Below are 25,714 nucleotides of genomic sequence, written 5' to 3' on the forward strand. Positions count from 1 at the left end.
GCTGACGTTTTCATTCGGCCGTTCCCGCAAGAGGACTTCACGATGAAGGCTTACGAGAAGCGAGTCCAGGACCCCGCGGGACCGGTCCAGCGGGCTGGCGAAGCTGCGGAGCAGTCCAGGTCGTCCGCCGGCGCGCACGGTGTCGACGCCACCACCGTGCAGGAAAGCCCCCGCATGACCGCACAGCGGGCGCGCCTGAACGGCCTGGGCGCGGAAACTGCGCCGGGTGCGCCGGCGAGCGCGAGCGGCAACCGGACCGGCATGCCCGAGGCACTCAAGTCCGGCATCGAGACACTTTCCGGAATGGCCATGGACGATGTGCGGGTGCACTACAACTCCGCGCAGCCAGCGCAGCTCAATGCGTTTGCCTACGCGCAGGGCAACCATATCCATATGGGCCCCGGCCAGGAAAAGCACCTGCCCCATGAGGCATGGCATGTCGTGCAGCAGCGGCAGGGACGCGTGAGGGCAACCACGCAGATGGCGGGCGTCGGCCTGAACGACGACGCGGCGCTGGAAAAGGAAGCGGACGGGATGGGCGCGCGAGCGGTCCTGCAGGGCGCCGGGCTTGGCACTCTGCGTTCGATGCAGAGCCCTGCACTGCAGCCGGGGTCGTCGGCCGCCGCCCCCGTCGTGCAAGCCAAGGGGTCCGGCGGAGTGAAGCTGGCGTTCCAGTTCGGGGAAGACGGCGGCGACGCGAATATATCAACGGGAATCCAGCTCGTCAGGGAGTCCTGGGCCGAGGCAAAGAAGGAAAGACGCATCCAGAAAACCACGTGGATGGACGCGAACATCTCGGGCTCGAAGTACAAGGGTGGGGGAAGCGCGAACACGTCGTATGCAGCGGCGCTAGACGCCCTAGGCGACGAAAAGGACCTGCTCGTGGCCAGGCTGAAACCCGGGTTGACCTATGCGGCGGGTACAAACGTGATCTCCTATCAAGGGAAAGGCATGGCCGCGCCGGTGAAGGTCGCCACCTTGCTCTTCGGCGCGAATGCCTACGAGGCGAACGCCAAGACGCCGGGGCAACGGGACACCTTCTTCAAGAAAGGGCTCAAGGATCTCAGGACCGCCGAGGGAGAGGTCAAGGAGTACGTCAATGACAGCAGGGGTGTGAAGACGCGCCGCTATGCCTATGTCGAGAAGAATTACTACCAGATGATGGATTTCTTCAAGACTGAGAAGATGACGGGAAGATTCCAGCAATACCTGCAGGCCGGTGGCGAGCGGGGCGGCCCCGCGATATCCACCCCAAAGGTCCTCGATGAAGTGGCGAGTGGAGGAAAGGCCTCGAATCTGACTCCCGTGCAGATCGCAATGGCCCACCAGAAGCTTGGGAGCAGCCCCGAGCAACGCGGTGTCAGCCTGACTTCGAGCGAAAAGGTGGGCGGCACCGTCGGCAATGCGGGAGAGAACTTTCGCGAAGCCGATGGTTTCCGCCTGAAGATCGACCTGGCGAAAGTGCCAGATGATGTCTTGTTCTTGAATCACTACAGCGATCAAGGCCTCATATCCCTGAACCCGTCCACCGAGAAGGTGAAGAAACTGAGCACGGACGTCGGAGAAACGAGCAAGAACAAATACAAGTATGGCGCCAGCGTCAGGAAGAATCGGGAACTGTATCTCGAGCACATCAAGCCTGAATGGGTCGTGGAGATAGAACACCATTCGTCGGGAGGCTACGGGAAGGCCATGGGGACGAAGACTCCGCTGACGGGCCTCGCCTCTTTCCAGGCCCAGGCGAGTACCTACAGTGCGTACTGGCAAGCGTTTGACGACACCCTGAAGGACAAGGCGCCGACCAATCCCACTGGTGCCGCGGAGAAGGGCTGTTCGAGCGCGAAGCTGGTGATGGACGGATACAAGGCGGGAAGCGGCAAGGAAGGGCCGAACGTGAGCGCACGTGTGGCGCGCGACGAGGTGAGCGAGGCAGCGTTGAAGGACGAGTACTCGCAATGGCACCTGGGCTACATCCGCGCGCGTGTCGGCAAGCCGAATTTTACAAGTTCCGAAGACTACGCGAAGGAAATGAAGGACACGAAGGATGCGAAGGATGCGAAGGACATTTAGTCGGCTGTTTCCTGTCTTGCACTGATCGCACCTGTTTCAGCATGCCTCATGCTCACGGTGACTACTGGCTCAACCCTTCGCGCATGGCGTAGCGCGTCAGTTCCGCGATGCTGTGGATGCCGAGCTTGCGGAATGTGTTCTCGCGATGGCTGGCGATGGTCTTGTCGCTCAGGAACAGCATGCGCGCGATCGACTTGGTGCTATGGCCTTCGGCAAACAGCTGCGCCACCTGGCGTTCCCGGGCCGTGAGCTGTGGCAGGCATTGCGTGGGCTCGGGCGTGGCCGCCTGGCGCACGGCGTTCAGCACGCCGCCGAGCAGTTCGCCGCTCAGGTAGATCTGGTTGGCCATGACGCGGCGAATGGCGCGCGACAGTTCGTCATACGAGTTTTCCTTCAGCACATAGCCGGAGGCGCCCGCATCGAGCGCGGCGATGACGTCCCGGTGCTGATTGTTCACGGACAGGCACAGCAGCTTGCACGGCGTTTCATCGGCGCGCAGGCGGCGCATGACCTCGATGCCGTTGAGAACGGGCATGGCAAGGTCCAGGATGACCAGGTCGGGATGGTGGGAGCGCACCAGATGCAGCAGTTCCATGCCGTCGCAGGCCTGGGCCAGTACCTTGATATCGGCTTCGCGCTGCAGCAGCGAGACCAGCCCCTCGCGGATCATCCCGTGATCGTCGGCGACCACCACGCGGATGCTCATCACGTCCTCTCGGCGTGGGCCCAGCGGATCTGCGCGCACACGCCGGTACCCGGACGGGTATCAAGCGTGAACGAACCGCCTATCTGCCGCAGCATGGCCGGCAGGCGACGCAGCCCGAAATGGCCGCGTTGATCCGTGCGCAGCACGGCGGGATCGAAGCCGGGGCCATTATCGCGGACGGTCAGCACCGTCCATGCGACACCTTGGTGCGTCTCCTGCCGAAGGGTCAACACGATGCGCGCACCGGACGCATGCTTGCAGGCATTGGCAAGCAGCTCGCGCGCGGCACGCAGCAGCACCTTGCAGACCGAGGCGGGCGGGGTGCTCGTGATCGGCGCGCAATCGAAGTCGATGGGCCGGCGCGTGAGACGGCCCATCTCGGCGGCCAGAAGCACGCATTGCGCATCGAAGGTAGGGGCGGTGGGCTGGGCTACGTCCTGCAGGCCGCCAATCACATCGCGCGTGGTACGCAAGGCATCCTTGATCAGGTCGCGGCTGTGCCGCAGCGCGGCGTCGCGCCATGGCATGGCATCGGGTGACGCTGCCTGGGCAATGTCCAGCTGTATCAGCGCATAGGAGAGGATTTGCGCGAGGTCGTCGTGCAGCGCGCGCGCCAACTCGCCGCACTCGTCGCGCGCGCGGCGTCGGCCCGCGGCGGGCATACAGGCGAATGCCCGGCGGGGAGCATCAGTGGCCGTCGCTCCATGGCGCCTGAGTATCGCTGGTAATGTGGGCTTCGCCGAAATTGCGGGTTTGTCGGGGAGCGTGGCGAAAGGCCGCGTGCGGCGTGAGCGCTTCGGGCGCAATTTGAGCACGAACTGCTGTGCAGTAGCGGGATGGCCCGCGCATAGGCCAGGCTGTGCGCGCATTGGATCGATCTGCAATGCCTTCGCATGCGTTGTCCCGTTCACCATGTTCCGTCATCCCGAAAATTTCTTTTTGTGCTCCGGCCAGTCTTAGTGTCGGCGCGTCAGGCGCCAGCTGCCGGAATTCTTATCTCTGCCGGATCGGTGTACACAGGGCCAAGCCACGCGGGCCCAACGGCATCGTCCGCACCTAACTATACATGCCGATTTCACTTTGAAGATGACCGCAGCAAGGGGGTGGTTAGCAGTTTTTCATTTCTTTTTATTCAAGCGAGAATTAAGAATTGTTTAATGGATGGGTATCGCCTGGCAACTTAACCCATTAACGGGGGGATGCCTCGCGGCGAGCCGCTGCGCACTTTGCACCCAAATGGGGGGCGAGCCTTCGGCGCAATGCGTCAGAGGACGGATTCAAAAAAGTCTTCCATGCCGGAGCGAACGTAGACACCTTAATCAGGCGGTGACCTTGGTACACAGGCGCCAACAACTGCGAGCCTGGTGTTGGTAGAAGCGGTATAGGCTGTTTCTCAATTTCATGCTCGGAACTCACGGTCCCCTCCCCGAAGGGCAGGCTATGACTTGCGTGTTTGTCATCAAGTTGTCGCAGTCCCCAGTGAATCTTTTCGGAACTTAACAGTTCGGGCCGGCGCTGTCTTACTTGGACTGTGGTGGTCTAATTTCCTCGGACAGGTCGATAGGAGGACAATCCGGAATCGACGAGGAAAAAAGATAGATGACAAGCGCCGAAAGTTTGACGCCAGCATCAAGCTGGAAGTAGTACGGATGGTGTGAGACCAAGGATTATCGGTCAGCGACGTTTGCCGGTCGATGGAGCTTGGTGAAACGGCCGTTCGGCGCTTTGCACTCGCGCAAGGTCGTCGGTTGGTCGATGGCGCCGACCATGCCGACCGACTTGGTCATGTCGGCATTGACCATGGCGGGTGTTACCTCACTGAAGACAATTGCGCCTCGCCGTAATGCTGCCGAGTGATCAGATGTTCCAGGCCCGCTCGCCCGACCGGGGCCTCGGCGAGCCACGGTATGAGCGCGCATTCACGCGACAGCTGGTCCGCGACACGGCGAATGAACGGCACCTCATAGGCACCGCGCTGGCACAGTACACGGTGGGTCGTTCCACTCGCGAGGAGCGACTGGTTGATGACCCACGCATAAGGCTTAATGCCTGCGCGCGCCAAGTCGTTGCAGAGGCGCTCTGCCTCGTGAACCGGTGTGGCCTCCGGCAACGTAACGATGAGCACCCGCGTGTAGTCAGGGTCGCGCAGGCGCGGCAACAGCTGTCGGACGGCCTCAGGCATATCTCCTTGGGTGCGCATTACTTCGCGGTGATACGCCTCGGCTGCGTCGAGCAGCAAGATGGTGTGGCCGGTGGGGGCCGTGTCCAGCACGACAAATCCGTTCTTGCCTCCGTCCACCGTACGCGCAAAAGCCCGGAACACCGCTATCTCCTCGGTACATGGCGAACGCAGGTCTTCTTCGAGCATCGCACGCCCGGCGGCGTCCAGTTGCTGACCGGACTTGGCGAGCACCTCTTCGGTGTACTGCCGCACTTCCTGGGGCGGGTCGATACGGCTCACAGTCAGGCCTGGAATCGCGCCGTCGATCGTGGCAGCGATATGTGCGGCCGGGTCGGTCGTCGACAGCACAACCGGGTGGCCCTTGTTTGCAAGTGCAACGGCAATGGCTGCGGCTACCGTGGTCTTGCCCACGCCACCTTTGCCCATCGTCATGATGACGCCGTGGCCGGCGCAGGCCATCTTTTCGACCAGACCGTTCAGACCAGGCGGTAAGCTAGTTTCGGGCGTCTCATGGCCGGTCGGAGGCGCAACGGTCTCCGGGTGGGCCATCTCGCGCAGCGCCTCCAGGCCGACGGTCCCGCGCGGCAGGAAGGGAATGCGTGTCTGTGGCAATCCAGCCAGTTCCACCGGCATGTTTGCCAGCGCCTCGGCCGCTCGCTGCGCCATGGCGGTCGCAATCGGGTCATCCGAGGATGCATCCGAGAACAAGCCATTGACCACCAGGCTCTGATTCCATATTCCGAGGTCGGCCAGTTCGGCGCGTGTGCGGTTGGCTTCGCGTAACGACGCGGTATCGGGCCGGGCAACCAGGATAACGGTTGTCTCGGCAGCACTGGAGAGTTGCACGACGGTTGCCGCATACAGCGCTTTTTGCTTTTCCAGGCCGGCCAGTGGACCGAGGCAGGAGGCGCCGCCCGTGGACGAGGAGATGAACTGGTCCCATGCCGAAGGCAAGGTCAGCAGCCGCAGTGTGTGACCAGTGGGGGCGGTATCGAAGATAACGTGGTCGAACTCGGCCGTGGCAGATGGGTCACCCAGGAGCTTCGAGAATTCATCAAACGCGGCAATCTCGACGGTACACGCGCCGGAGAATTGTTCCTCCATGCTCTGGACTGCCGCCGCCGGCAGGATGCCTCGGTAGGGCGCCACCATGCGTTCGCGGTAGGCGTGTGCCGCGGCTTCGGGGTCGATGTTCAGCGCAAACAGACCGCTGGCCCCGGGTATGGCCGTCGGCACTTGGCTCAGGCCCACGCCTAGTACCTCGTCCAGGTTGGACGCCGGGTCGGTGCTGACGATGAGCACCGACTTCCCGGATTCGGCCAGTGCCAGGCCGGTGGCGCAGGACAGCGAGGTCTTGCCGACCCCTCCTTTGCCGGTGAAGAACAGGTAGCGGGTACTGGTCGAAGGCATGGACATAGCGCCTCCGCTTCAGCAGCAGCCGGAGCCGGGAGTGCAGCCGCCCAGCCTGACGCGGGGCTTCTCGGCGGTCGTCAGCGCGATGTTGAGCTTCTGCGCCAGTTGCTGGCGCGAGGGGTACATGCCGGTGGAGACGATATGGCCATCGACGGCAATGATAGGCAGGCGGTCCATGCCGCCTTCCATCTCCTTGACCACGGCGGGGTTGGCCACGAACGCTTGCGGCTCCTGGCCCAGGTTGTAGCGCGCCACCATGACGCCATGCTCTTCGACCCACTTCAGGTCCGCTGCAAACTGAGCCAGTACGGGGTCGACGTCGATGCCGCAGACGCCAGTCGAGCAGCACATGGCGGGGTCAAACACTTCCAGCTTTTTCATGATGACTTCCTTTCGGAGTCTTGGACGAGGCTGCGGGCAACAGCCAACAAAACAAGCATGTCGCGGCAAGGGCGCCAAGCAGTTGCGGAAAAACAAATCTTGGGTGAATCGCTCAGGCGAATTCGCCAGAATGTATGGGTTGCGGCATAAATCAGCCTCACCCCTAAATGGGCGAGCGACGTCGAGGAGGTGAATCAAGAAGGGATATAGCGACGAGCCGCAAAAGGAACTGCACTGGGCCGCCGTCCCCCGCAGGATGGAACAACCAGGCGTTCGCGTACTTGTAAGGTGAGAGCGATTCTTGACCGCCCGAGCGTCGGCCACGTTCTTAACGAAACAAGTCAGTCCGCAGTACCCGGTGGCGCTACTGCCTCAGAAGGGTTCCCACTGGGTTTTACTTTGATGAGCATCAAAGTGGTCCATCCGTCTTCGCCTAGATTCAATCGGTAGGCGCCGCGCCACGTCGACATGTGGTCCTGTCTTCGGACCAAACACCGGCCAAGTCAGGTGGGAGATTGCCATGCACGAGAGAGTTCTTATTTCACCGGCGGAGTTGGCGCAGCTAGTGAAGTCCGGGCCGGTCGTACTCATCGACACAAGAGACGCAGCAAGTTACGCCGAAGCCCATCTGCCAGGCGCGGTGAATATCCATGAGATATTTACCTATCTGGCGACCACAACACCACAAGGTCTTGCCACCTTGCGCGAAACATTTGCTGCGGCATTTGCGAAGGCTGGACTGTCAGGACAGGAGACGGCCGTCATCTACGAACAGTCGATGACAACTGGATTTGGCCAGTCCTGTCGGGGTTATGTGCTGCTCCGACATCTCGGCTATCCCCGCGACAAAATCAAGGTACTTCACGGCGGTTACAGTGCATGGCGTGCCGCCGCGCTGCCAAGCACGACCGAAGTCCCTGCGCCGACTCCTTCCGAGTTTCCCCCAGATACGGGCGCAGGCAGCAGCATCCTTGTCGACCTGGCTGGAATGAAGAACGCCGTTGCAGACCCGCACATCGTGAAGCTCGATGTACGCGACGTCGATGAATGGATTGCCGCAAGCTCGTCTCCTTATGGCAAGGATTTTTGCCCCCGAAAAGGCCGCATTCCCGGCTCCGTCTGGCTGGAGTGGTATCGAATGATGAAGCCGACCCCCGCTGGGCAGATGTTCAAGTCGCCCGCAGAAATTCTTGCCGAGTGTGCCACCGTGGGTATTCGTCCTGATACCCCGGTTGTTGTGTTCTGCTTCAAAGGGGCGCGAGCCTCCAATACATTTGTTGCACTGGAGGAGGCCGGTATCAGGGACGTTCGCCTTTATCTCGGCTCGTGGAATGAATGGTCCAGGGACCCCTCCCTGCCTATCGAAGAGGGATTGCCGTACTAGGTCAATGACCTCTCATGCCGCATGGAAAACCGAATTTATCTCAACGATATGAAAGAGAAGAAAATGAAAAATGTAACTCTGATATCCGTTCTTTCCGCGTTGGTACTTTCTACTGCTCCCGCGCTCGCACAGCAAGCGAAGCCCGCGAGCAAGGGCGCTCAAACGACTCAAGAGAAGGTTAACGTAGCTGAGTTCGACAAGCAGGTGGCGCAGGTCCGCGCGAACATAAAGCAGATGCAGGACGAGATGGAAAAGATTCGGCAGACCCAGGACCCGAAGGAGCGACAGAAACTGCTTGAGGACCATTGGACGACGATGCAGGCCACGATGGGCATGATGCGTGGGCTTTGGGGGCCCGGAATGATGGGAGGACCCGGAATGCGGGGTGGCGGCATGATGGGTGGCCCGGGAATGCACGGCGGGGGCATGATGGGCGGGCCTGGGATGGGGTGGCAAGGGATGGGGGGCTACTATTCCAAGCTCACGCCGGAGCAGGTGAGAGAGCGGCAGTATATGTCGGACCAATACGCAGACCTTCACTACCTTATGATGGAGCAAATGATGCTTAACCATCAGATGTGGAGGCAGGTGCCGCGGTAACCCCAATGACGTCAACCATGGTCAAAGCAGCGTCCGGGCGGATACGCCCCTTCTGGTCACCTCTGCTTGCGGGCGTTGCGCTGGGGCTTGTTTTACTCCTGACTTTCCTGCTGACCGGGCACGGGCTTGGCGCGTCTGGCTTCACGACCCGTCTTGCTGCCTGGCTAGGTGGGGAACTCGCACCTGCGGCCACGCAAGGCAACGAATACCTCGGTCCGCTCCTGGGATCTGGCAATCCACTCGCGAACTGGATTACATGGGAGGTTCTTGGGGTAGCGCTTGGAGCCCTATGTGCAAGCTGGAGCGCTGGCCGTTTTCGCATCCACCTGGATGGCAGGCGGCCGTACGGAGCCGTAGGCCGTAGCCTCCTTGCCGTTGTCGGCGGTGCCCTCTCGGGATTTGGTGCCCGAGTTGCTTCCGGGTGCACCAGCGGGATGGGGTTATCCGGCTCTGCAGTTCTTGGTGTGGCCGGTTTTGTATTCTTGCTGGCGTTCTTTGTGGCAGGCCTCATCGTCAGCCGCGTGGTGAAAGGAGGTCCGCAATGATATTTCCCGCTAACGATATAGGCCTTGCATCGGGGCTACTCTGCGGATTCCTGTTCGGATACGTCCTGGAAAACGCAGGGTTCGGAAGCCCATGCAAGTTGACTGCGCAGTTCAGGCTGTCCGACTGGTCCGTCTTCAAAGTCATGTTTACGGCCATCGTCGTCGCCGCGCTCGGCCTGCATTTTTTTGCGCAGGCTGATGTCCTTGATGTGGGCAAGGTGTTCGTCCCCCCCGCCTATCTGGGGGGCGTGGCAATTGGTGGGGCCATGCTGGGAGCCGGCTTCGCAATCGGTGGCTACTGCCCCGGAACCTCTGTTGTTGGCCTTCTTTCCGGGCGTGTCGATGCCCTTCTTTTCGGAGTCGGCATGGTCATCGGCACAGCTTCGTTTGCTTCATTTTTTCCTGCGATCGGCGGCTGGACCAGCCTGGGCGATACCGGCGGCGCGGATACGTTGCCAGAGGCGCTCGGCGTTCCAACGTGGCTGATATTGGCAGCACTAATTGCCATCGCCTTTTTGCTGTTCAGGCTCGGCGCTCGGTTCGAGCGTCGCCTTAACGGGCCCATGACGGCAGAACAGGTCATGGCCACCGACACACCAGCGCGAAACACTTCATCGACTGGGGTACGCTTATGAAATCGGCAAACATGCCCGGGCGGAGGTTGACGCAAGCAGTGCAGGCCCTCGCGATCGCCATGAGTTGTGCAGCAGCGGCTCCCGCTGCTACAGCCGCCGATACGGCAACACAACGCGGGAGCAGTTCTCCCCAGGCTGGGAGTGGGCAGATGGCCAGCCCAGGTACACCCAAAGGTCGGACGAGGGCAGGCACCTCGGGCAGTCCGTGCGCTCCGGGGCAACGCAGCACGGGGCAGAATCCATGCGCGCCGTCAAAGCCTCGTGGCCCGGTAACCCAAGGTAGTCCCTGCGCTCCCACTCGCTGAACGGGTATGGACGCGAGCGAACTCGGCCGCCGTTATCTGGCTGCCGAAAGTCTGCTGAATATTCAGGCGAGCTACGCCAGGCGGGGGCAGAGTATTGCGCTCGCGGCACTCGCGGGTAGCCGGGTTTTCGTCGAATGGAACCACTATCCCGCCGCCAATATCCGGGATAAGGAAACTGGGGCCATTGCCTACTATCACGCCCACTCTGCGTCGGAGAGCATGAAGGACGAGCATGGACACTTCCACCTGTTTGTTCCGAGCGGCGGCACAAGGGGGCGACGAAGCGGCTACAGCCATCTGGCGGGCATCTCCATCGCGGCAAGAGGAGAGGCGCTTCGGCTGTTCACGACCAATCGCTGGGTCACGGGGGAGGACTGGCTTCCCGCATCAAGCCTGGCGCGGATGCTGGACGGTTTCGGCCTCGCAACCACAGGCCGACTGGCGCCGGTCGCACGCTGGTTGACCGCAATGATATGCATTTACCGAGACAGTATCGGGACGTTGCTGGAGCAGCGTGATGCCATCATGACCGCGCATGCGCGCAGGCATGGAAGCGAGACTGCTCTGGAAGACAGAAGCCTCCACCTCATTACCGAGGTTCCAGTTAATGTCCCCGAGCGCCTGCTGCAAATCGACGCAGAATTCAGTGCCAGATGGGCTGACATTGAAAAAGAAGGAGACTCACCATGCGAGGATTTTGCCTGCTGTTGATTGGCTTAACTGCGGCTGGCACGGCTCTGGCGCTCGAACTGCCGGGGCCGGTAGTCAACGCAGCGTGGCTGGCGCAACATGGTCGTGAGGTACAGATAGTCGATATCCGGAGCGATACCAAATCTTTCGCGTCACAACCCGTCTACGAGACGGACGCGAAGACCGGGCGCAAGGTCATGGTCGTGCCGGGCGGGCATATTCCCGGAGCACTGGCCGTGGATTTCCAGACCATCCGGACTGACCGAAAGATTGGAAACCTGACTCTGAAGTTCATGAACCCGGAGAAGGCCGAGTTCGAGAAATTGATGCAAGCCGCCGGTGTCGTGGCGAATAAGTCAATCGTTCTTGTTCCGGTGGGTGAGAATCCCTCGGATGTCGAGCAGGCGACCAGGCTCTACTGGCAGTTCAAGTATTACGGTGAGAAGAATTTGGCTGTCCTCGATGGCGGACTAGCCGGTTGGCTCAGGGAAGGGCGCGCCGTAAGCAACGCAGCCAATGTGCCTGTGAAAGGGAACTGGGTCAGCACAGGTGAGAACAAGGACCTGCTGGCGGAATCGGAAGATGTGGCTCGAGCGGTCAAGGACGATGGAACTCAGTTGGTGGATGCTCGCGACCTGCCCCAATTCTATGGGTTGGTGAAGCGAGCTGACGTCAAGGGGTATGGGCATATCCCCGGAGCTCGTCCGTTCCCACCGGATGTCCAGTTAAAAACGGAAGGCGGGGTTGCGAAATTTCTTTCGCCGGCTGCCTACAAAGCCATCTTCGCAGAGTCTGGCGTACGCATTGCTGGCCCCACCATCACATACTGCAACACCGGACACCTTGGTTCCGGCGCCTGGTTTGTGATGTCGGAAATCCTCAAGATTCCGCAGGTCCGTCTATATGATGGCTCGATGATTGAATGGACGCTGGAAAATCGGCCAACCGTGAGTGTTCCAGAACGCTGAGCGGGGCCCGCGCCTTGGCCTGCAGGCCGAGGCGCGGCCGAATAAGACGAGGTTGCTCGACCCGCCTGAGCAGCCTCACACCTTCATCACGATGAGAATTCCTCAAACGCCGCGAGCGCATGCGTGGCATACATCATCGATGGGCCGCCTCCCATATATACGGCCGTTCCCAGTACCTCCTCCAGTTCGGCTCGCGTGGTGCCCAGTCTGACAAGGGCCTGGACGTGAAAGCCGATACAGTCGTCACAGCGGCAGGCGACGGCAATACCGAGAGCCACCAACTCCCGTGTCTTCTTGCTGAGCGCGCCCTCCTTGGTCCCGGCGGCAGCCAGTTGGCTGAAGGCTGTCATCAAATCCGGCTGGCTTTCGCGCAGGTGCCGCATCTGCGCGGACACATCCTTCACCACCGTCTTAAATTCAGGAATGCCACTCATAAAATTTTCTTCCTTTGGGGATTGAGCCGGGCGGCTTACTTGCCATCTTGATTGCCACGAGCGGAAAGTTAGCGGCTCACGCGCTGTAGCGGGATTACTTTGCGTCAGACTTTGGTGTCGAGCACGTCTTCACACCCAGAATGCCATAGGCAGGGCAGACACGCACGATGCCGGTCAGGAGTGGCAAGATGCCAATCCAGCCCCAGGCACCAATGCGCCCGGTCGCAGCCAGACCAATCAAGACCAGTCCAACGACAATTCTGAGGACTCGGTCAACGGTTCCAACATTTGCTTGCATGGCAGACTCCTTTTATAAAGAAAGCTGGGCAGACGAAAACATGGACTGGCTTTCGACTGCATCCAACGGGAAAAGCGAAAGCTCTATTAAGTTTCGCTTATTGCCGGATACGCGGTCATGATGTAGCGCAATCCCATTAAATTGGTGGCACTGGGGCACTCCCTCGTGGCTAGCGTGCGTCCTTTGGCCTGTCGCCCTTGGGCCAGTCTTTCACTCTCGCCGCGTAATCCGGTCTCGGCTGCTGCGTGAAGTATGCGGCAACGTCGACTGCGTCCTGGGCCGACAGCGTTCCGCCCTGGCCAAGCGGCATGTTGTGTTTCACGAACGCGGCCGCGGTGTACATGCGTGCCATCCCTGCGCCTACATTGAATGAGTCTTTGCCCCAGACCGGAGGGAAGACATAGCCGCCTGCCGGGTTCCTGGTGCCCAAGCCTTCGGCGCCGTGGCAGGACGCGCATTGCGCGGCGTACAGAGCCTTGCCATGGACCGGGTCTGGCGTCAGGGAGGTATCAATCTTTTCGAAACCTCGACCAATGACGTTAGTGCCGGTCGGGATGCCGGTGGACAGCCACTTCATATAGGCCATGACGGCGTTCATTTCGGCCGAATCGAACGGCAGCGGCTTGCCGTTCATCGAGCGCTGGAAGCAGTCATTGATGCGTTCCTGCAGCGAGATGACCTTGCCGCTGCGCGAGCGGTATTCCGGGAATGCGCCGGCGAGGCCTACCCAGGGCGATGCATAAGCGGTGGTGCCAGCGTTTAGGTGACAGCTCGTGCAGTTCAAGCCGTTGCCAACATTTTTCGGAAGTTGCTTGTGGGTATCCGTCAGCAACTCCTTGCCACGCTTGATGGCATCTCCCATCGGTCCCTTGGGAATCGTCGCCTCATCAGGCACGGACATGGGCGCGCCCGGCGACTGGGCGAGTGCTGGCACACTGACAGCAGCCAGCAAGGCGATGGTTAGAGCATGCAATTTGATTCTGTTCACGGGTGTCTCCTAGGAGAGGGCTGTATCGATTATTTGTAATTTGGTCGCTCGCATTCATCCGGCCAATGCGACTTTCACTACCATGCCCATGGCTATCAAGCCGGATACCAGCGCAAAGCCCTGTTGCAATTTGTGGCCACTTAACCGACTGGCCACGCGCCGACCAATCAGCATGGCCAGCATGGCGCCAGCGGCAAACGGCACGCCGAGTTGCCAGTTCATTCGTCCGGCAATGGCGGTTGAGATGACGCCGGAAGCGGATACCAGCGTGATGACCGCGAGGGACGTCGCCACGATAGCGTGTACAGGAGCGTTGGTCGCTTTTTTCAGAGCCGGCACGATGACAAAGCCTCCGCCCACGCCGAGCAAGCCAGACAGAAACCCGGCACCAACACCAGACAGCGCCAGCGCGCGGGTGCAGGATGCAGTCCAGACAAAGCGGCCGGTGCGGTTATCCAGTTGGCAAGGCTGAATGGGTTGCCCGGGTCCTGTCTGGTGTTCCTGCTTGCTGACGGTCGCCTGCCGGAACATCCGCAATGCCACAAAGGCCAGCACGGCTGCGAAGAGCAGCGTCAGCGGCCCGTTCGGGAGGCGGTGGGCGAGCCACAAGCCAACGGGTGAGAACAGCGTACCGGCGACCGCCATCAGTAGGGCAGCGCGGTAACGCACAATGCCTGCACGGAGTCCAAGCAAGGCCCCGACTGCGGCAGACAGGCCGACCGCAAGCAGCGCGACCGGCGCGGCCTCGGCGACGCTAAGATGCTGCACGAATAGCAGCAGAGGCACCGCGAGAATGGCGCCGCCTGCGCCGGTCAGCGCCAGGATGAGGCCAACGACGGCGCCGAGCATCGCGCTGCTGGCAAAGATGCTTTCCATCGATTTACCGCTTAATAGACGTGATTGGTGGACATGGCTGCCAAGTGCCGGCCCGCTTACGCCCGTTGCAGGGGCGACTTGGCCCGCTCGGCGACTTCGAATACGACCATGCCGGCCACCATCGCCGCCACAAAGCCAACGGCCTTCGGATAGCCCGCGCCCAAGGCCACCAGCGCAGGGCCCGGGCAGAAGCCGGCCAGCCCCCAGCCGACGCCGAATGCGGCGCTGCCCAGCACCAGCCGCAGCGTCACGGTCGTGCTGGCCGGCAGTTGCACGGGCAACCCCAGGAAAGAGCGCTTGCGGCGCTTGGCAATCAGGAAGGCAAGCGAACCAAGGAGAATCGCGCCGACCATCACAAAGGCGAGGGACGGGTCCCAAGTGCCTGCAAGGTCGAGAAAGCCCAGTACCTTGGCCGGATTGGCCATGCCTGAGACCATCAGGCCGACGCCGAAGAGCAGGCCTGCGAGCAGTGCGGTAATGGCGGTCATATCAGCCTCCAATCAGGTGCCGTTGCACGAAAACCGTGAGGAATCCCGCCACCATGAATGTCAGGGTGGCGACCAGCGAGCGGATGGAGCCGCGCGAGATGCCACACACGCCATGGCCGCTGGTGCAGCCGCTGGCGTAGCGGGTACCAAGCCCCACCAGGAAGCCGGCGGCCAGGATTTCGCCCCAGCTGGCCTGGATATCCGCAATGGCCGGTTTGCCGAGCAGGCTTGCAATGACAGGCGCGCCGACCAGACCGGCGAGGAAAGCCAGGCGCCAGGCCATATCTTTGCGGGGCAGGGTGAGCAGGCCGCCGAAAATTCCGCTGATGCCGGCAATGCGGCCGTTGAACAGCACCAGCACGGCTGCCGCCGTGCCAATGATGAGTCCGCCGGCCAGTGACAGCCCAGGCGTGAAGTTGGCAAGGTCAATCAGCATGTCGTGTCCTCCGAGGTACTGGCGCAGAACTGTTGATAAAGCACGGCCATCACGGCAAGCGCTTGAGGGCTTGCCACCGAATAGAAGATGTTCTTGCCGTCGCGGCGCGTCGCCACCAGACCGTTTTCACGGAGCACGGCGAGCTGCTGGGACAGCGTCGGCTGCCGGATGCCGAGCTGTTCCTCCAGTTCGCCAACAGACAACTCGTCCTGCGACAGGCGGCACATCACCAGTAGGCGGTCCGGATTGGCGAGCACCTTGAGCAGCGCGCAGGCGTTCGTCGCGGCGGCTTGCATCGTGGCGAGGTCAATGGTGGGGTGGGGCTGGTCCATAGGTCGTCTAGACTTTGTGTCTTGATAGTATATTGAAAAATATAATGTGTGTGAATAGAATGTATTGCATCCAAGGAGGCACGCATGCAACCGACCATTCAACCGTTCTTCGACCCGGCGACCTGGACCGTGACCTACGTGGTCTATCAGGAGGGGCGTCCCGAGTGCGCCATCATCGACTCGGTACTCGACTACGACCCCAAGGCGGGGCGGACATCAACGACAAGTGCCGATAAGGTCATCGCCTTCGTGCACGAGCACGAATTGCACGTCGAGTGGATTCTCGAGACGCATGCGCACGCCGACCACCTGTCTGCGGCGCCCTACCTCAAACGCCACCTCGGCGGCCGTATCGCCATCGGCCAGAACATTCGCCGTGTGCAGGGGGTGTTCAAGACTCTCTTCAACCTGGAACCTGAGTTCCGGCTCGACGGGTCGCAGTTCGACCACCTTTTCGAAGAGGATGAGACGTTTGCCATCGGTGGCCTGACCGGCAAGGCGATTCATGTGCCCGGCCATACCCCTGCCGACATGGCTTACCAGATTGGGGACGCGGTCTTTGTCGGCGATACGATGTTCATGCCGGACGTCGGCACAGCTCGTTGCGATTTCCCGGGTGGCGACGCACATGAGTTGTACCGCTCCATCCGCAAGCTTCTGGACCTGCCCGCCGAGACCCGCCTATTCATGTGCCATGACTATCCGCCCGAGGGCCGTGGGCCCACCTGGGAAACCACGGTCGGCGCCCAGCGCAAACGCAATATCCACGTGCACGACGGCGTGAGCGAGGAACAGTTTGTGGCCATGCGCAAGGCACGCGACGCGACGTTAGCGATGCCCACCCTGATACTGCCGTCAGTGCAGGTCAACATCCGGGCGGGGGAATTGCCTCCACCTGAGGCGAACGGAGTGCGCTACCTGAAAATCCCGCTGAACGCAGTCTAGGGCCTAGAGTGGATGGCGCGTCCGGTCCTCATGGATTGATTGACAGGGGGCTCATCGCTTCTAGGATTGGGGCACACCGATACGGAATTACAAGGCACTGTCAATGCAAGAGCAAAATGGAGTGAATCCTGAGGCGGACGAAATGCCAGCCAGCCAGGCTGCGGCAAGACGAAGCACGCTCGTGAGCGTCGCGGTCAATATCGGCCTGACACTCGCCCAGGTTGCCGCGGGAATCTTTGCCGGCTCCCAAGCGCTGGTGGCCGACGCAATTCATTCCCTTTCGGATCTGGTTTCGGACTTCGTCGTCCTGTATGCCAGCCACCATAGCAAGAAGGCGCCAAGCCAAGCCTATCACTATGGGCACCAGCGTTTCGAGACTGCCGCCTCGCTGATACTTGGACTTCTTTTGCTAGTCGTCGGCGTCGGCATGCTGTCAAACGCCGTACTCAAGCTTGAACATCCGGATTCAATCCAGCCAGTACGAATAGTCGGGCTCTGGGTCGCCCTTGGCGCGCTGGCAACCAAGGAATTGTTGTTTCGCTATATGCTCGCGATCGCCGAACGAGTCCGGTCAAGCATGCTGGTTGCAAATGCCTGGCACGCTCGGTCGGATGCAGCATCTTCGCTGGTGGTGGCACTGGGGATCCTGGGCAATACCCTGGGTTACCACCTGCTGGATCCGATCGCGGCGCTTGTGGTTGGCCTGATGGTGACAAGAATGGGCTGGCAGTTTTCCCGGAGTGCCCTGCGAGACCTGATGGATCGTGCGATCGACGCGGAGACGGTAACGGCGATTCGCAACGCCATGCTGGAAACACCGGGCGTGCTCGGTGCGCACGATGTGCGGACCCGGAAGATGGGTGACATGATTCTCGTGGACGTCCACCTTGACATCAATGCAGCGGCGAGCGTGAGAGAGGGGCATGACATTGCGCTTGAGGCGAGACGGCGAGTGATGAGCCGAAAAGATGTCCTCAACGTCATGACGCACGTTGATCCGGTCGACGTGGCATGAAGTCTTGTGGTCAATCGCAAAATGCACTTGGCGGAACTGCAATGAGGACTAACTCGGTTGCTGGACAGGATCGTTGCCAACTTGCCGTCGGATGGGCCGGACGAGACGAGCACGCGGGAATTACAGAGGCTCCTCTATGATCTCGATGCTATCCTGCGGCTGCATTGTGCGCGGGAGGATGACCTTTATTTTGTCTTGGGAGGACAAGGATGAGCGACATCGCAGACTTGCTTGTCCTGGTCGTCGTGATCTTTGGCTTGAATCTGATGCCAGCCTTTGCCCCGCCGACATGGATGGTAATGTCATGGGTAGGTTTTTCGCAGCCAGAGGCCAACCCCGCCCTTCTGGCGCTGGCAGCGGCATGTGCAGCGACTACCGGCCGCCTGGTTTTGGCCCAGATGGCCTTTGCACTGGTGCGCCAGCGCTGGATGCGTGAGGATGACAGGCGGAACATCGACGTAGTCGCTCAGTGGCTGGAGCGCCGCAAAAGCATGACGGCGGGGTTCATGCTTGCTTATGCCTTCAGCCCATTTCCCTCGAACTATCTCTTTATTGCGTACGGCCTCACGGGGATGCGGCTTTGGATGATCGGGTTGCCATTCTTTGCCGGACGCCTCATCAGCTATTTTGCGTGGACGAATCTGGCCCAGGTGGGCTCGCGCTATCTGGGCACGGATCTTGGCGGGGCCTATCTCGGTCTCTATTTCGTTCTCTCGCAGTTGCTTCTTCTGGCGGCCGTGTACCTCTTCACGAGAGTGGACTGGGTATGTCTGCTGCATGAGCGACGCTTACGTTGGCGACGCTCACGGAAATTGTCTTCCCCACCGTAACGAAGCAACGTGCGCTGGAACCTCGCCGATCCGGGGCACCTGTCGGTCGAGCCAGGGTGTCCTGTGCAACGCCTCGCAATCGATGTGGCCTGGCTGGCTTACGCGCGCTTCTGTGTCGCTGGCGCAACAAGCAAATGGTCGATGCTTACTTGCAGGCCGTCTTGCCAGCCCGGAACCGGGGAGCGTAGCTCAAGGGATGAACCCGCGCCGCGTACAATCGCTTCGACGATAGCAAGGCCAAGTCCGCTGCCCTTGGCAGTCGTCGCTCCACGCTCGAACGGCTTTGTCAGACGTTTAAGTTCATTGTCCGGCAGCACCGGTCCGTGATTCCTCACAGTGAGCGAACCGGTGGCCAACAGCGAAATCCCCACAGGTTGCCCATGTGAGCCGTGCTTCTGTGCATTTTCGACCAGATTGCGCACGACAATGGCAAATGCGTCCTGATCGATCCACGACGGAACAGGCTGGTCGGGCAGGTCGAGCTGGATCGGGTTCGCAGAGGCCACGCGCCGGAAATCCTCGATGACAAGTTCCAGTACCGGCCGAAGATCCTGCGGCGCATCGCCAAGCACGCGCCCATTTTCCGCCTTCGCGAGTTGCATCAGCCTTTCGCTGACCCGCGACAGGGTGTGCAAGGACCGTTCGACGTTCTGCACGCGCTCACGCATGGCGGCGGAAGGCATTTCGTCCATGAGGCGTTGCGTCTGTGCGAGGGCCGCGGCAATCGGTGTGCGCAACTCGTGCGCGCTATTGGCAGTGAAGCTGCGCTCCGCGGCCAGCGCGCGGTCCAGGCGAGCCATCAGGTCATTGACCGCGTCGGCGATCGGTGCGACCTCCGTCGGCAGTTCTTTCTTTTCGAGCGGTGTCAGGTCGTTCTGGTCGCGTGCAGCGATGCTGCCGCAGAAGCGCCGGATTGGCCGTAGCCCCGTGCGGACAATCAGCCAGACGCCACACAGGCCCACCGGCAGAAACAGGATGAGGACCCTGGCGACCGCGAGCGCGGCTTCCATCACGGCATGCCGGCGCGTGGCGAGCGGCTCGGCGATCATCAGCGAGATCGTGCCCTGCAAGCCCGGCTCGGCGTAAATCCGGTGCGACGCCGTAGAAGTGAAGCCCGCTTTCAGGTCAGGCGGGAAGATGGCCATATCGGCATCGTGCGATCGCAGCAGAAGTTTGCCCCTGTCATCGCGAACCGCGTAGGTCAGTAATTCGTTGTGCGGGCGAACTCCTGCGATACGGCGGCTGCCATCGTCATCGCCATCCGCATCGCGCCCGACGATATCCATGATGGCGAGCGGCAACAGGCGCTGCGCCGTTTCCTGCAACGCACTGTCCGACATCCGATCGACTTCGTGGCGCAGCACGTGGAATGAAGCGGCCGCGGCCGCGAGCGACAGCACAGCGAGCCCCGCCACCAACGCGGTCGCGAGCCGACCTTGCAGGCTGCGCAGCATTGTCAGTCGTGCTTGAGCCGATAGCCGAGCCCACGCAGGGTCTCGATGATGTCGGCACCAAGCTTCTTGCGCAGTCGGCTCATATGTACCTCGATGGTGTTGCTGCCAATATCCTCGTTGAAGGAATAAAGGCGATCCTCAAGCCGGCTTCTTGACACGATCATCCCCGGATGCTGGATCAGGGCTTCCAGAAGCGCCCATTCACTGGCCGTCAGGTCGATGCGCGCGGCACCGCGCATCACGCTGCGCCGCGCTGTATCGATTCGCAGTTCGCCGAGCTTGACCAGGGGATTCGGATTGCCCGAATACCGGCGTGAAACCGCGCTCACCCGTGCGGAGAGCTCTGACAGGTCGAAGGGCTTGACGAGATAGTCGTCCGCGCCGGCGTTCAGCCCGGCGATACGGTTTGATACCTGATCGAGCGCAGTCAGAATGATGACGGCCACGGTCGAGCCACCCGCACGAAGATCTCGCAGGAAGTCAAGCCCCCGACCGTCGGGGAGCAGCAGATCGAGCAGGATCAGGTCGTAGTTAGCGGCCGCAAGGTGCCGGCGCGCCTCGGCGAGGCTGGCCACGAAGTCAGTCGGATGTCCGTCTTTCTCGATCTGGTCGCGAACGGCCTCCCCGAGCCAGGGCTCATCCTCGATGAGAAGAACTCTCATTAAGATCTTCCTGATAGATGTCTCGCGTGACTTTGCCACGCGAACCTGTCGCGAACATGAAGAAAATTTCTTGTGTCCGCAAGCTTGGCTTCAGGTTTCAGGTGCATTGTGGAGTCCAGCGATGCGAACGGGAGATGTCAGTCATGAAACACCTGCGAATAGCCAGAGGCTTGGCGCTCACGATATTTGCATTTGTCGTCGCCGCTGGCATCCATCCCGCACAGGCGCACGACAGCGACGACTGCGAGGCGCCGGTCAACGCCTGGAAGCCGCGCGACGATGTCCGGACGATGGCGCAGCAAAAGGGCTGGCAGATCGACAAGCTCAGGATCGACGACGGTTGCTACGAGGTCAAGGGTCGTGATGCCGATGGCCGGCGTTTCAAGGCAAAGCTTGACCCCGTCACCCTTGACGTCGTGCGCATGAAACGTGAAGACGACGACCACGGCGGAGCACGCGGGCGCCTGCCGGGCGCGAATACTGGCAAGCCACCGGCTGACGCACCCCCCGAAGGCTTGCTGAAGCCTGGCACGAAGCCCCAGGTCCAGATCCGCTGACCCCTTATTGCCGACGCACCGCGTACCTCATCGGCGTTAATCCTGCCGAAGCAGCGGCAGGCCCGAAGCGATGGGTGCGAGGCCCCCCTTTTGACCAAAACAGGAGAATCCAGATGAAACACGCATTCCCAATCGCCGTGCTTGCCGGCGCGCTTGCCGCGCCTTCACTGGCATCCGCGCGTCAGGTTTCGTTCGAGACGCAACTGTCGAGCTATGGGGGGGATGGCGCTTACGTTGCCATGTATGTCACCGATCGCGCCGGACGGTACCAGGGCACGCTGTGGGTGGCAGGGCGCAAAGCGAAGTACTACCGGCATCTGCGCGACTGGTATCGCACCACGGGCGGCGCCGCAAAGGTAGACGGCATTACGGGCGCCAGCGTGGGCGCAGGCAAGGCGCTGCGTGCGACGCTGGATCTGTCCGACACGCTGCTCGACGCCGGATATGAGGTCCACATCGACACGGCGGTCGAGGACATGAAGGAATACCCGTCCGAGGTCGTCGTGCCGCTGACCACCTCGGGCGCGAACAAGACGGTCAAGGGGAGCGGCTATGTGAAGTCGTTCCGCTATTCACTTTAACCCGGGGCAGGCGAGGAGGTGCCCGATGTTACGCAAGCTCCATTCAATCCCCGGTCTCGTCGCCGCATTGCTGATGACGATCGTCGCCTTGACAGGCGCGGCGCTGTCGGTGAATCCGGCACTTGAGCACGCAAGTGCCGTCCGTCCGGGCCAGGCTCCGCTGCACGTCGCAACGCTCGCCAGCCGCGTGAGCACCTCGGTGCCCGACGTCGAAACACTCGTACGCAGGCCGTCAGGGGCGATCATCGCGTACTACCAGGCCGGCGGCGAACAGCGTGCATCCATCATTGATCCAGCTACCGGCAAGGCTGTCGGCGACTATCGCCCCTCGCCTGTCGAGCGTTGGCTGAAGAACCTGCACCGTAAGCTCTTTCTAGGTGATGCTGGCCGGATCGCAACCGGTGCGACTGCTGCCTTCATGCTGTTCGCCGCGTTGTCCGGGCTTGTATTGCTCTCACGCCGGATGGGCGGGTGGAAGCACATGTTGGCCCCGATCCGGGGTGACGGGGTGCAGCGGCTGCATAACGAAACTGCACGAGTTGCGCTTGCCGGCCTCACGCTGTCGGCGATGACCGGGGTCGTCCTGTCGTTGGCGACGTTCGGCGTGATCCCGGAAGGCGGCGCGCGGGAGCCCGCTCTCAGCGTTTCGGCAATTACCACGCCCCCAATCCCACTGCGGCAGATGCCCGCACTGGCAATAGATGTCTCCAGGCTGCGTCAGTTGACGTTTGCCAACGCGGCCGACCCTAGCAGCAGCATCGAAGTGAATACGACGGATGGCGCCGGTTATGTCGATCCATCGTCAGGCAGATGGCTTGCCTTTCAGCCGGCCGACGCCTGGCAACGTGTGCACGGGATTGTCCGCATGCTGCACACGGGCGAAGGACTATGGTGGCTTGGGCTGATCCTCGGCGCATCGTCGGCGTCGGTGCCGTTGCTGGCCGCAACCGGCCTGCTGCTTTGGCTGCGTCGTCGACGCGCCATGCCGAAGCTCGCCGGCAACGTGCCGGCACGCGACGCGGATACCGTGTTGCTGGTGGGCACCGAGGGCAATAGCACGTGGGGCTTTGCTTCGGCGTTGCATGCAGCGCTGACCCGGGCTGGCCTTCGCGTGCATGTTGCGCCGATGAACGATCTTGCGGCCGGCCGCAGCCTGCGGTATCTGCTGGTCCTGACTGCGACCTACGGTGACGCCGATGCACCGGAGAGCGCTATACGATTCCTGCCGAAGCTCGAGCGCCTGACGATCCCTGGCGGGGTGGCGTTCGGGGTCTTGGGCTTCGGCGACCGCCAGTTTCCTCATTTTTGCGGCTATGCGCGAACGGTTCATGATGCGCTGACCGCCAGGGGGCTGGAAGCACTGACCGATCCGGGCACGGTTGACAGGCAGTCTGAACCCGAATTCCGGCAGTGGTGCACGGGGCTTGCCGAAAGGCTCGGCGTTTCGCTCGATATCCGCTACACGCCATCGCTGCCGCCCACGATACCGCTCAGGCTCGTCTCACGTGACGACTATGGTACGGATCCGGAGGACATGACTTCGGTGCTGCGTTTCATGCCTGCCGAGGGGGCAAGATCCTGGGCTATCCTGCTACGGCCGCGGCTGCCCAGGTTCGAGGCGGGGGATCTGCTCGGCGTCGTGCCGCCAGGCGCTACCTCGCCCCGGTACTACTCGCTCGCGAGCGCGACGGCGGACGGCCTGGTCGAGATCTGCGTGCGGCGTCATCCGAACGGCGTTTGCTCCGGGTACCTCACAGGCCTGCAGCCCGACGACACGATTGAGGCATTCATGCGGCCGCACGCGCGCTTTCGGCCGGGCGCCGGAAGCGTGCCCGTGATCCTTATCGGGGCTGGAACCGGGATTGGTCCACTGATCGGTTTCATCCGGCACAATGCGGCCCGCCGTCCGATGCACCTGTATTTCGGTGCGCGCAATGCTGACGATGGCTTCCTGTACCGCGACGAACTCAGGCACCTGGTAGCCGACCAGCGGCTGCAGGCACTCACGACTGCCTTCTCACGTTCCGGAAGCCGGAGCTATGTGCAGGAGCGCCTTCTCGCCGATGCACAGAGCCTGCGCACTCTGGTCACGCACGGCGCGCAAATCATGGTGTGCGGCGGCCGCAGGATGGCGGAGGGAGTGGCGCAGGCGTGGGAACGCATTCTGACGGATACCGGCTTGTCCGTCGCACAACTGAGAGCGCAGGAACGCTATGTCGAAGATGTCTATTGAGGCGTTGCCAGACACGCAACTCAAGCTTTGGCGTGTGAGCGGCGCGACGATGGGAACCCGCTACACGGCATCCTTCCATGCGTCGCCGAAGACGGATGGAAGAGAACTGTCGGCGCGGCTTGCCGCGGCAGTGGGCGCGGTTGACGAGCAGATGTCGAACTGGAAGGACAGCTCAGATCTCTCTCGGCTGAATCGTGCCGAGCTGGATTGCTGGGTGCCGGTCCCCGGCAATCTCGCGGCTTTATTCGTGCGTGCGCTGGAGATCGGCCGTGACACCCACAATGCCTTCAACATCGGCGTCGGTGACCTGGTCGGCATGTGGGGCTTTGGGCCATCGGGGGAGCAGCATGCACATCGTCCGGGCGGAGTGGGCACGTCGCGGGCAAGCCCATGCCTGTCTGTGAGCGATCTGATCGACGTGGACGTGCAACAGTGCCGGGTACGCAAGCTGGGACCCGTTGCGCTGGATCTGTGCGGCATTGCAAAGGGATTCGGCGTCGACGAACTTGCACGCGTGTTGAGCGAGCACGGGATCGACTCATGGCTTGTCGGCATCGACGGCGAAATGCGCGCGTGCGGAAGCAAGCCGGATGGGTCGCCATGGGCGATTGCGCTTGAGGCCCCGGATTACGAGCGGCACGCTGCAATGGGCGTAATCGAACTGAGCAACGCTGCCATCGCGACGTCTGGCGACTACCGCCACTGGGCTGACATCGGTGGTGCGCGCGTCTCGCACACAATGGATCCCCGAACCGGCGCGCCATTGCGCAGTTCCATAGCGTCGGTGACGGTCATCGCACCGACATGCGCGGAGGCGGACGCCTACGCGACAGCCTTGATGGTGCTCGGCGAGCAGGCCGGGCGGGATTATGCTCAGCGGCGGCGCCTCGACGCACTCTTCGTTGTACGCGATGGCGATGCGCTGCGCACGATCGGGACGGGCACGTTTGCAGAAGTGCGATAGGATTCTGGCCAGATTTTTTCTGCCGGTGGGAGTTGTAGCCATATCCCCAGCGCGGTCTGTCTTCCGTGAGGGCATCCCGGTTACGGACATCATCGGAACCTGGCTCGACGTTTCGGCTCACCCGAAACGCGGCGCCGAGCAGGCCGCCGAACTCGAACATGAGATTCTTGCAAACGTCATCGGAGAGGGAGCTTGAGCGATCTCATCGAAATTGCCCCGGTGGCTAGCCTTGAAACCGAAAAGGAACTTGAATTCCTCGCCACGAACACATCGCCGGTGTCTCCGAAGGCCTGACAAGAGGTTGCGGCTGGCAAGGGTTTACCGCCGCGCGGCGTCGAAGACCGATGGTGTGGATATCGGTGGGCGCCATGTAGGTCTTTCACGGGGCCAGCAAGTTGTCAGGATTCGGGCTTGACCGGGCGCAGATGACAGTTCGGGATTGGCAATAGCAGTCGCTGCCCAAAGTCTCGCACGCCCACTTGGACGGTCGCTGACGCTCGCCATGCGAGCATTCTTGAGCCAGCGCAAATCATTGCCGTCGCTGAGATCTAGATTGAATTCAATCGGCAAGAGTGCCCCTTGCCGATGGCGTGACTCTCAATGTGAAGGAATTGAGAGATGAAACGAAGAATCCTGGCGGCCACGATTTCCGCCCTTGTACTTCGGCGGAATGGGCCCGAGGATGATGGGCTGGAGGCACATGAGGCAAGCTCACACCGGAACAGCAGCGACAGCGCCAAAT

Annotated in this window: 28 protein-coding genes; 14 read left to right on the plus strand and 14 right to left on the minus strand. The window is 61.5% G+C overall.

Annotated features, from left to right (window positions below; genetic code table 11):
- The first annotated feature begins 42 nt into the window (after positions 1 to 42).
- Positions 43 to 2,070 (plus strand): eCIS core domain-containing protein, encoded by a 2,028-nt coding sequence (locus ACIGJC_RS18315; protein WP_483713501.1) that lies wholly within the window; start codon positions 43 to 45, stop codon positions 2,068 to 2,070.
- A gap of 61 nt (positions 2,071 to 2,131) precedes the next feature.
- On the opposite strand, the gene ACIGJC_RS18320 is transcribed toward ACIGJC_RS18315, so the two are convergent.
- The 5 genes from ACIGJC_RS18320 to arsD form a co-directional block, all read right to left on the minus strand.
- Positions 2,132 to 2,776: a response regulator gene (locus tag ACIGJC_RS18320; protein ID WP_483714463.1), complete on the minus strand. Its 645-nt coding sequence runs from the start codon at positions 2,774 to 2,776 to the stop codon at positions 2,132 to 2,134.
- Positions 2,776 to 3,438 carry a sensor histidine kinase gene (locus ACIGJC_RS18325; protein ID WP_483713503.1) on the minus strand — a complete coding sequence of 221 codons (663 nt, stop codon included), beginning with the start codon at positions 3,436 to 3,438 and terminating at the stop codon, positions 2,776 to 2,778. The genes ACIGJC_RS18320 and ACIGJC_RS18325 overlap by 1 nt, the downstream gene beginning before the upstream one ends.
- A gap of 1,005 nt (positions 3,439 to 4,443) precedes the next feature.
- Positions 4,444 to 4,578, minus strand: coding sequence for a hypothetical protein (locus tag ACIGJC_RS18330; RefSeq protein WP_483713504.1), 135 nt, complete (start codon positions 4,576 to 4,578; stop codon positions 4,444 to 4,446).
- 8 nt (positions 4,579 to 4,586) lie between these two features.
- On the minus strand, positions 4,587 to 6,374 hold the full coding sequence (gene arsA, locus ACIGJC_RS18335; RefSeq protein WP_483713506.1) for an arsenical pump-driving ATPase: 1,788 nt from the start codon (positions 6,372 to 6,374) through the stop codon (positions 4,587 to 4,589).
- A 12-nt stretch (positions 6,375 to 6,386) separates the two neighbouring features.
- Positions 6,387 to 6,752, minus strand: a complete 366-nt coding sequence (gene arsD / locus ACIGJC_RS18340) for an arsenite efflux transporter metallochaperone ArsD (RefSeq protein WP_483713508.1) — start codon at positions 6,750 to 6,752, stop codon at positions 6,387 to 6,389.
- A 520-nt stretch (positions 6,753 to 7,272) separates the two neighbouring features.
- Here arsD and ACIGJC_RS18345 point away from each other — a divergent pair.
- The 6 genes from ACIGJC_RS18345 (at position 7,273) to ACIGJC_RS18370 (ending at position 11,879) form a co-directional block, all read left to right on the plus strand.
- Positions 7,273 to 8,136 carry a sulfurtransferase gene (locus tag ACIGJC_RS18345; RefSeq protein ID WP_483713509.1) on the plus strand — a complete coding sequence of 288 codons (864 nt, stop codon included), beginning with the start codon at positions 7,273 to 7,275 and terminating at the stop codon, positions 8,134 to 8,136.
- Positions 8,137 to 8,157: 21 nt separating this feature from the next.
- Complete coding sequence (locus tag ACIGJC_RS18350) at positions 8,158 to 8,736, plus strand: hypothetical protein (RefSeq protein WP_483713511.1); 579 nt, start codon at positions 8,158 to 8,160, stop codon at positions 8,734 to 8,736.
- A gap of 17 nt (positions 8,737 to 8,753) precedes the next feature.
- Positions 8,754 to 9,281 (plus strand): YeeE/YedE thiosulfate transporter family protein, encoded by a 528-nt coding sequence (locus ACIGJC_RS18355; RefSeq protein WP_483714464.1) that lies wholly within the window; start codon positions 8,754 to 8,756, stop codon positions 9,279 to 9,281.
- Positions 9,278 to 9,916: a DUF6691 family protein gene (locus ACIGJC_RS18360; protein WP_483713512.1), complete on the plus strand. Its 639-nt coding sequence runs from the start codon at positions 9,278 to 9,280 to the stop codon at positions 9,914 to 9,916. The genes ACIGJC_RS18355 and ACIGJC_RS18360 overlap by 4 nt, the downstream gene beginning before the upstream one ends.
- A 311-nt stretch (positions 9,917 to 10,227) precedes the next feature.
- Positions 10,228 to 10,932, plus strand: a complete 705-nt coding sequence (locus ACIGJC_RS18365) for a DUF6969 family protein (RefSeq protein ID WP_483713513.1) — start codon at positions 10,228 to 10,230, stop codon at positions 10,930 to 10,932.
- Entirely contained in the window at positions 10,908 to 11,879 is a 972-nt protein-coding gene (locus tag ACIGJC_RS18370) for a sulfurtransferase (protein ID WP_483713514.1), read from the plus strand. Before ACIGJC_RS18365 ends, ACIGJC_RS18370 begins: the two co-directional genes overlap by 25 nt.
- A gap of 86 nt (positions 11,880 to 11,965) precedes the next feature.
- Here ACIGJC_RS18370 and ACIGJC_RS18375 read toward each other — a convergent pair whose 3' ends face one another.
- From ACIGJC_RS18375 to ACIGJC_RS18405, 7 genes are all read right to left on the minus strand, one after another.
- A complete protein-coding gene (locus ACIGJC_RS18375; RefSeq protein WP_483713516.1) occupies positions 11,966 to 12,313 on the minus strand; it encodes a carboxymuconolactone decarboxylase family protein in 348 nt (115 codons plus the stop codon).
- Positions 12,314 to 12,407: 94 nt separating this feature from the next.
- Entirely contained in the window at positions 12,408 to 12,611 is a 204-nt protein-coding gene (locus tag ACIGJC_RS18380; protein WP_483713517.1) for a YgaP family membrane protein, read from the minus strand.
- Positions 12,612 to 12,780: 169 nt separating this feature from the next.
- A complete protein-coding gene (locus tag ACIGJC_RS18385; protein ID WP_483713518.1) occupies positions 12,781 to 13,599 on the minus strand; it encodes a c-type cytochrome in 819 nt (272 codons plus the stop codon).
- 54 nt (positions 13,600 to 13,653) lie between these two features.
- The gene (locus ACIGJC_RS18390; RefSeq protein ID WP_483713520.1) at positions 13,654 to 14,475 is read right to left on the minus strand and encodes a sulfite exporter TauE/SafE family protein; all 822 of its coding nucleotides are present in this window, start codon (positions 14,473 to 14,475) and stop codon (positions 13,654 to 13,656) included.
- A gap of 56 nt (positions 14,476 to 14,531) precedes the next feature.
- The gene (locus ACIGJC_RS18395; RefSeq protein WP_483713522.1) at positions 14,532 to 14,963 is read right to left on the minus strand and encodes a DUF6691 family protein; all 432 of its coding nucleotides are present in this window, start codon (positions 14,961 to 14,963) and stop codon (positions 14,532 to 14,534) included.
- A 1-nt stretch (position 14,964) separates the two neighbouring features.
- A complete protein-coding gene (locus ACIGJC_RS18400) occupies positions 14,965 to 15,399 on the minus strand; it encodes a YeeE/YedE family protein (protein WP_483713523.1) in 435 nt (144 codons plus the stop codon).
- Positions 15,393 to 15,731: a metalloregulator ArsR/SmtB family transcription factor gene (locus ACIGJC_RS18405; RefSeq protein WP_483713525.1), complete on the minus strand. Its 339-nt coding sequence runs from the start codon at positions 15,729 to 15,731 to the stop codon at positions 15,393 to 15,395. Before ACIGJC_RS18405 ends, ACIGJC_RS18400 begins: the two co-directional genes overlap by 7 nt.
- Positions 15,732 to 15,815: 84 nt before the next feature.
- Here ACIGJC_RS18405 and ACIGJC_RS18410 point away from each other — a divergent pair, with 84 nt between their 5' ends.
- The 3 genes from ACIGJC_RS18410 (at position 15,816) to ACIGJC_RS18420 (ending at position 18,521) form a co-directional block, all read left to right on the plus strand.
- A complete protein-coding gene (locus ACIGJC_RS18410) occupies positions 15,816 to 16,676 on the plus strand; it encodes an MBL fold metallo-hydrolase (RefSeq protein ID WP_483713526.1) in 861 nt (286 codons plus the stop codon).
- 103 nt (positions 16,677 to 16,779) lie between these two features.
- Positions 16,780 to 17,691, plus strand: coding sequence for a cation diffusion facilitator family transporter (locus tag ACIGJC_RS18415; RefSeq protein ID WP_483713527.1), 912 nt, complete (start codon positions 16,780 to 16,782; stop codon positions 17,689 to 17,691).
- A gap of 218 nt (positions 17,692 to 17,909) precedes the next feature.
- Positions 17,910 to 18,521 carry a hypothetical protein gene (locus tag ACIGJC_RS18420; protein ID WP_483714465.1) on the plus strand — a complete coding sequence of 204 codons (612 nt, stop codon included), beginning with the start codon at positions 17,910 to 17,912 and terminating at the stop codon, positions 18,519 to 18,521.
- A 98-nt stretch (positions 18,522 to 18,619) separates the two neighbouring features.
- On the opposite strand, the gene ACIGJC_RS18425 is transcribed toward ACIGJC_RS18420, so the two are convergent.
- Positions 18,620 to 19,975 (minus strand): sensor histidine kinase, encoded by a 1,356-nt coding sequence (locus ACIGJC_RS18425; RefSeq protein ID WP_483713528.1) that lies wholly within the window; start codon positions 19,973 to 19,975, stop codon positions 18,620 to 18,622.
- A 2-nt stretch (positions 19,976 to 19,977) separates the two neighbouring features.
- Complete coding sequence (locus ACIGJC_RS18430) at positions 19,978 to 20,637, minus strand: response regulator (RefSeq protein WP_483713529.1); 660 nt, start codon at positions 20,635 to 20,637, stop codon at positions 19,978 to 19,980.
- Between the two features lie 143 nt (positions 20,638 to 20,780).
- Between ACIGJC_RS18430 and ACIGJC_RS18435 the strand changes: the two genes are divergently transcribed.
- The 4 genes from ACIGJC_RS18435 to ACIGJC_RS18450 all read left to right on the plus strand — a co-directional run bounded on the left by ACIGJC_RS18435 (position 20,781) and on the right by ACIGJC_RS18450 (position 24,972).
- Positions 20,781 to 21,194: a PepSY domain-containing protein gene (locus tag ACIGJC_RS18435; protein ID WP_483713531.1), complete on the plus strand. Its 414-nt coding sequence runs from the start codon at positions 20,781 to 20,783 to the stop codon at positions 21,192 to 21,194.
- A gap of 113 nt (positions 21,195 to 21,307) precedes the next feature.
- Positions 21,308 to 21,775, plus strand: a complete 468-nt coding sequence (locus ACIGJC_RS18440) for a DUF2271 domain-containing protein (protein ID WP_483713533.1) — start codon at positions 21,308 to 21,310, stop codon at positions 21,773 to 21,775.
- Positions 21,776 to 21,800: 25 nt separating this feature from the next.
- Positions 21,801 to 24,008 (plus strand): PepSY domain-containing protein, encoded by a 2,208-nt coding sequence (locus tag ACIGJC_RS18445; RefSeq protein WP_483713534.1) that lies wholly within the window; start codon positions 21,801 to 21,803, stop codon positions 24,006 to 24,008.
- A complete protein-coding gene (locus tag ACIGJC_RS18450; RefSeq protein WP_483713535.1) occupies positions 23,989 to 24,972 on the plus strand; it encodes an FAD:protein FMN transferase in 984 nt (327 codons plus the stop codon). The genes ACIGJC_RS18445 and ACIGJC_RS18450 overlap by 20 nt, the downstream gene beginning before the upstream one ends.
- Positions 24,973 to 25,714: the final 742 nt, after the last annotated feature.

The organism is Cupriavidus sp. C3SS-1 (assembly GCF_057073755.1).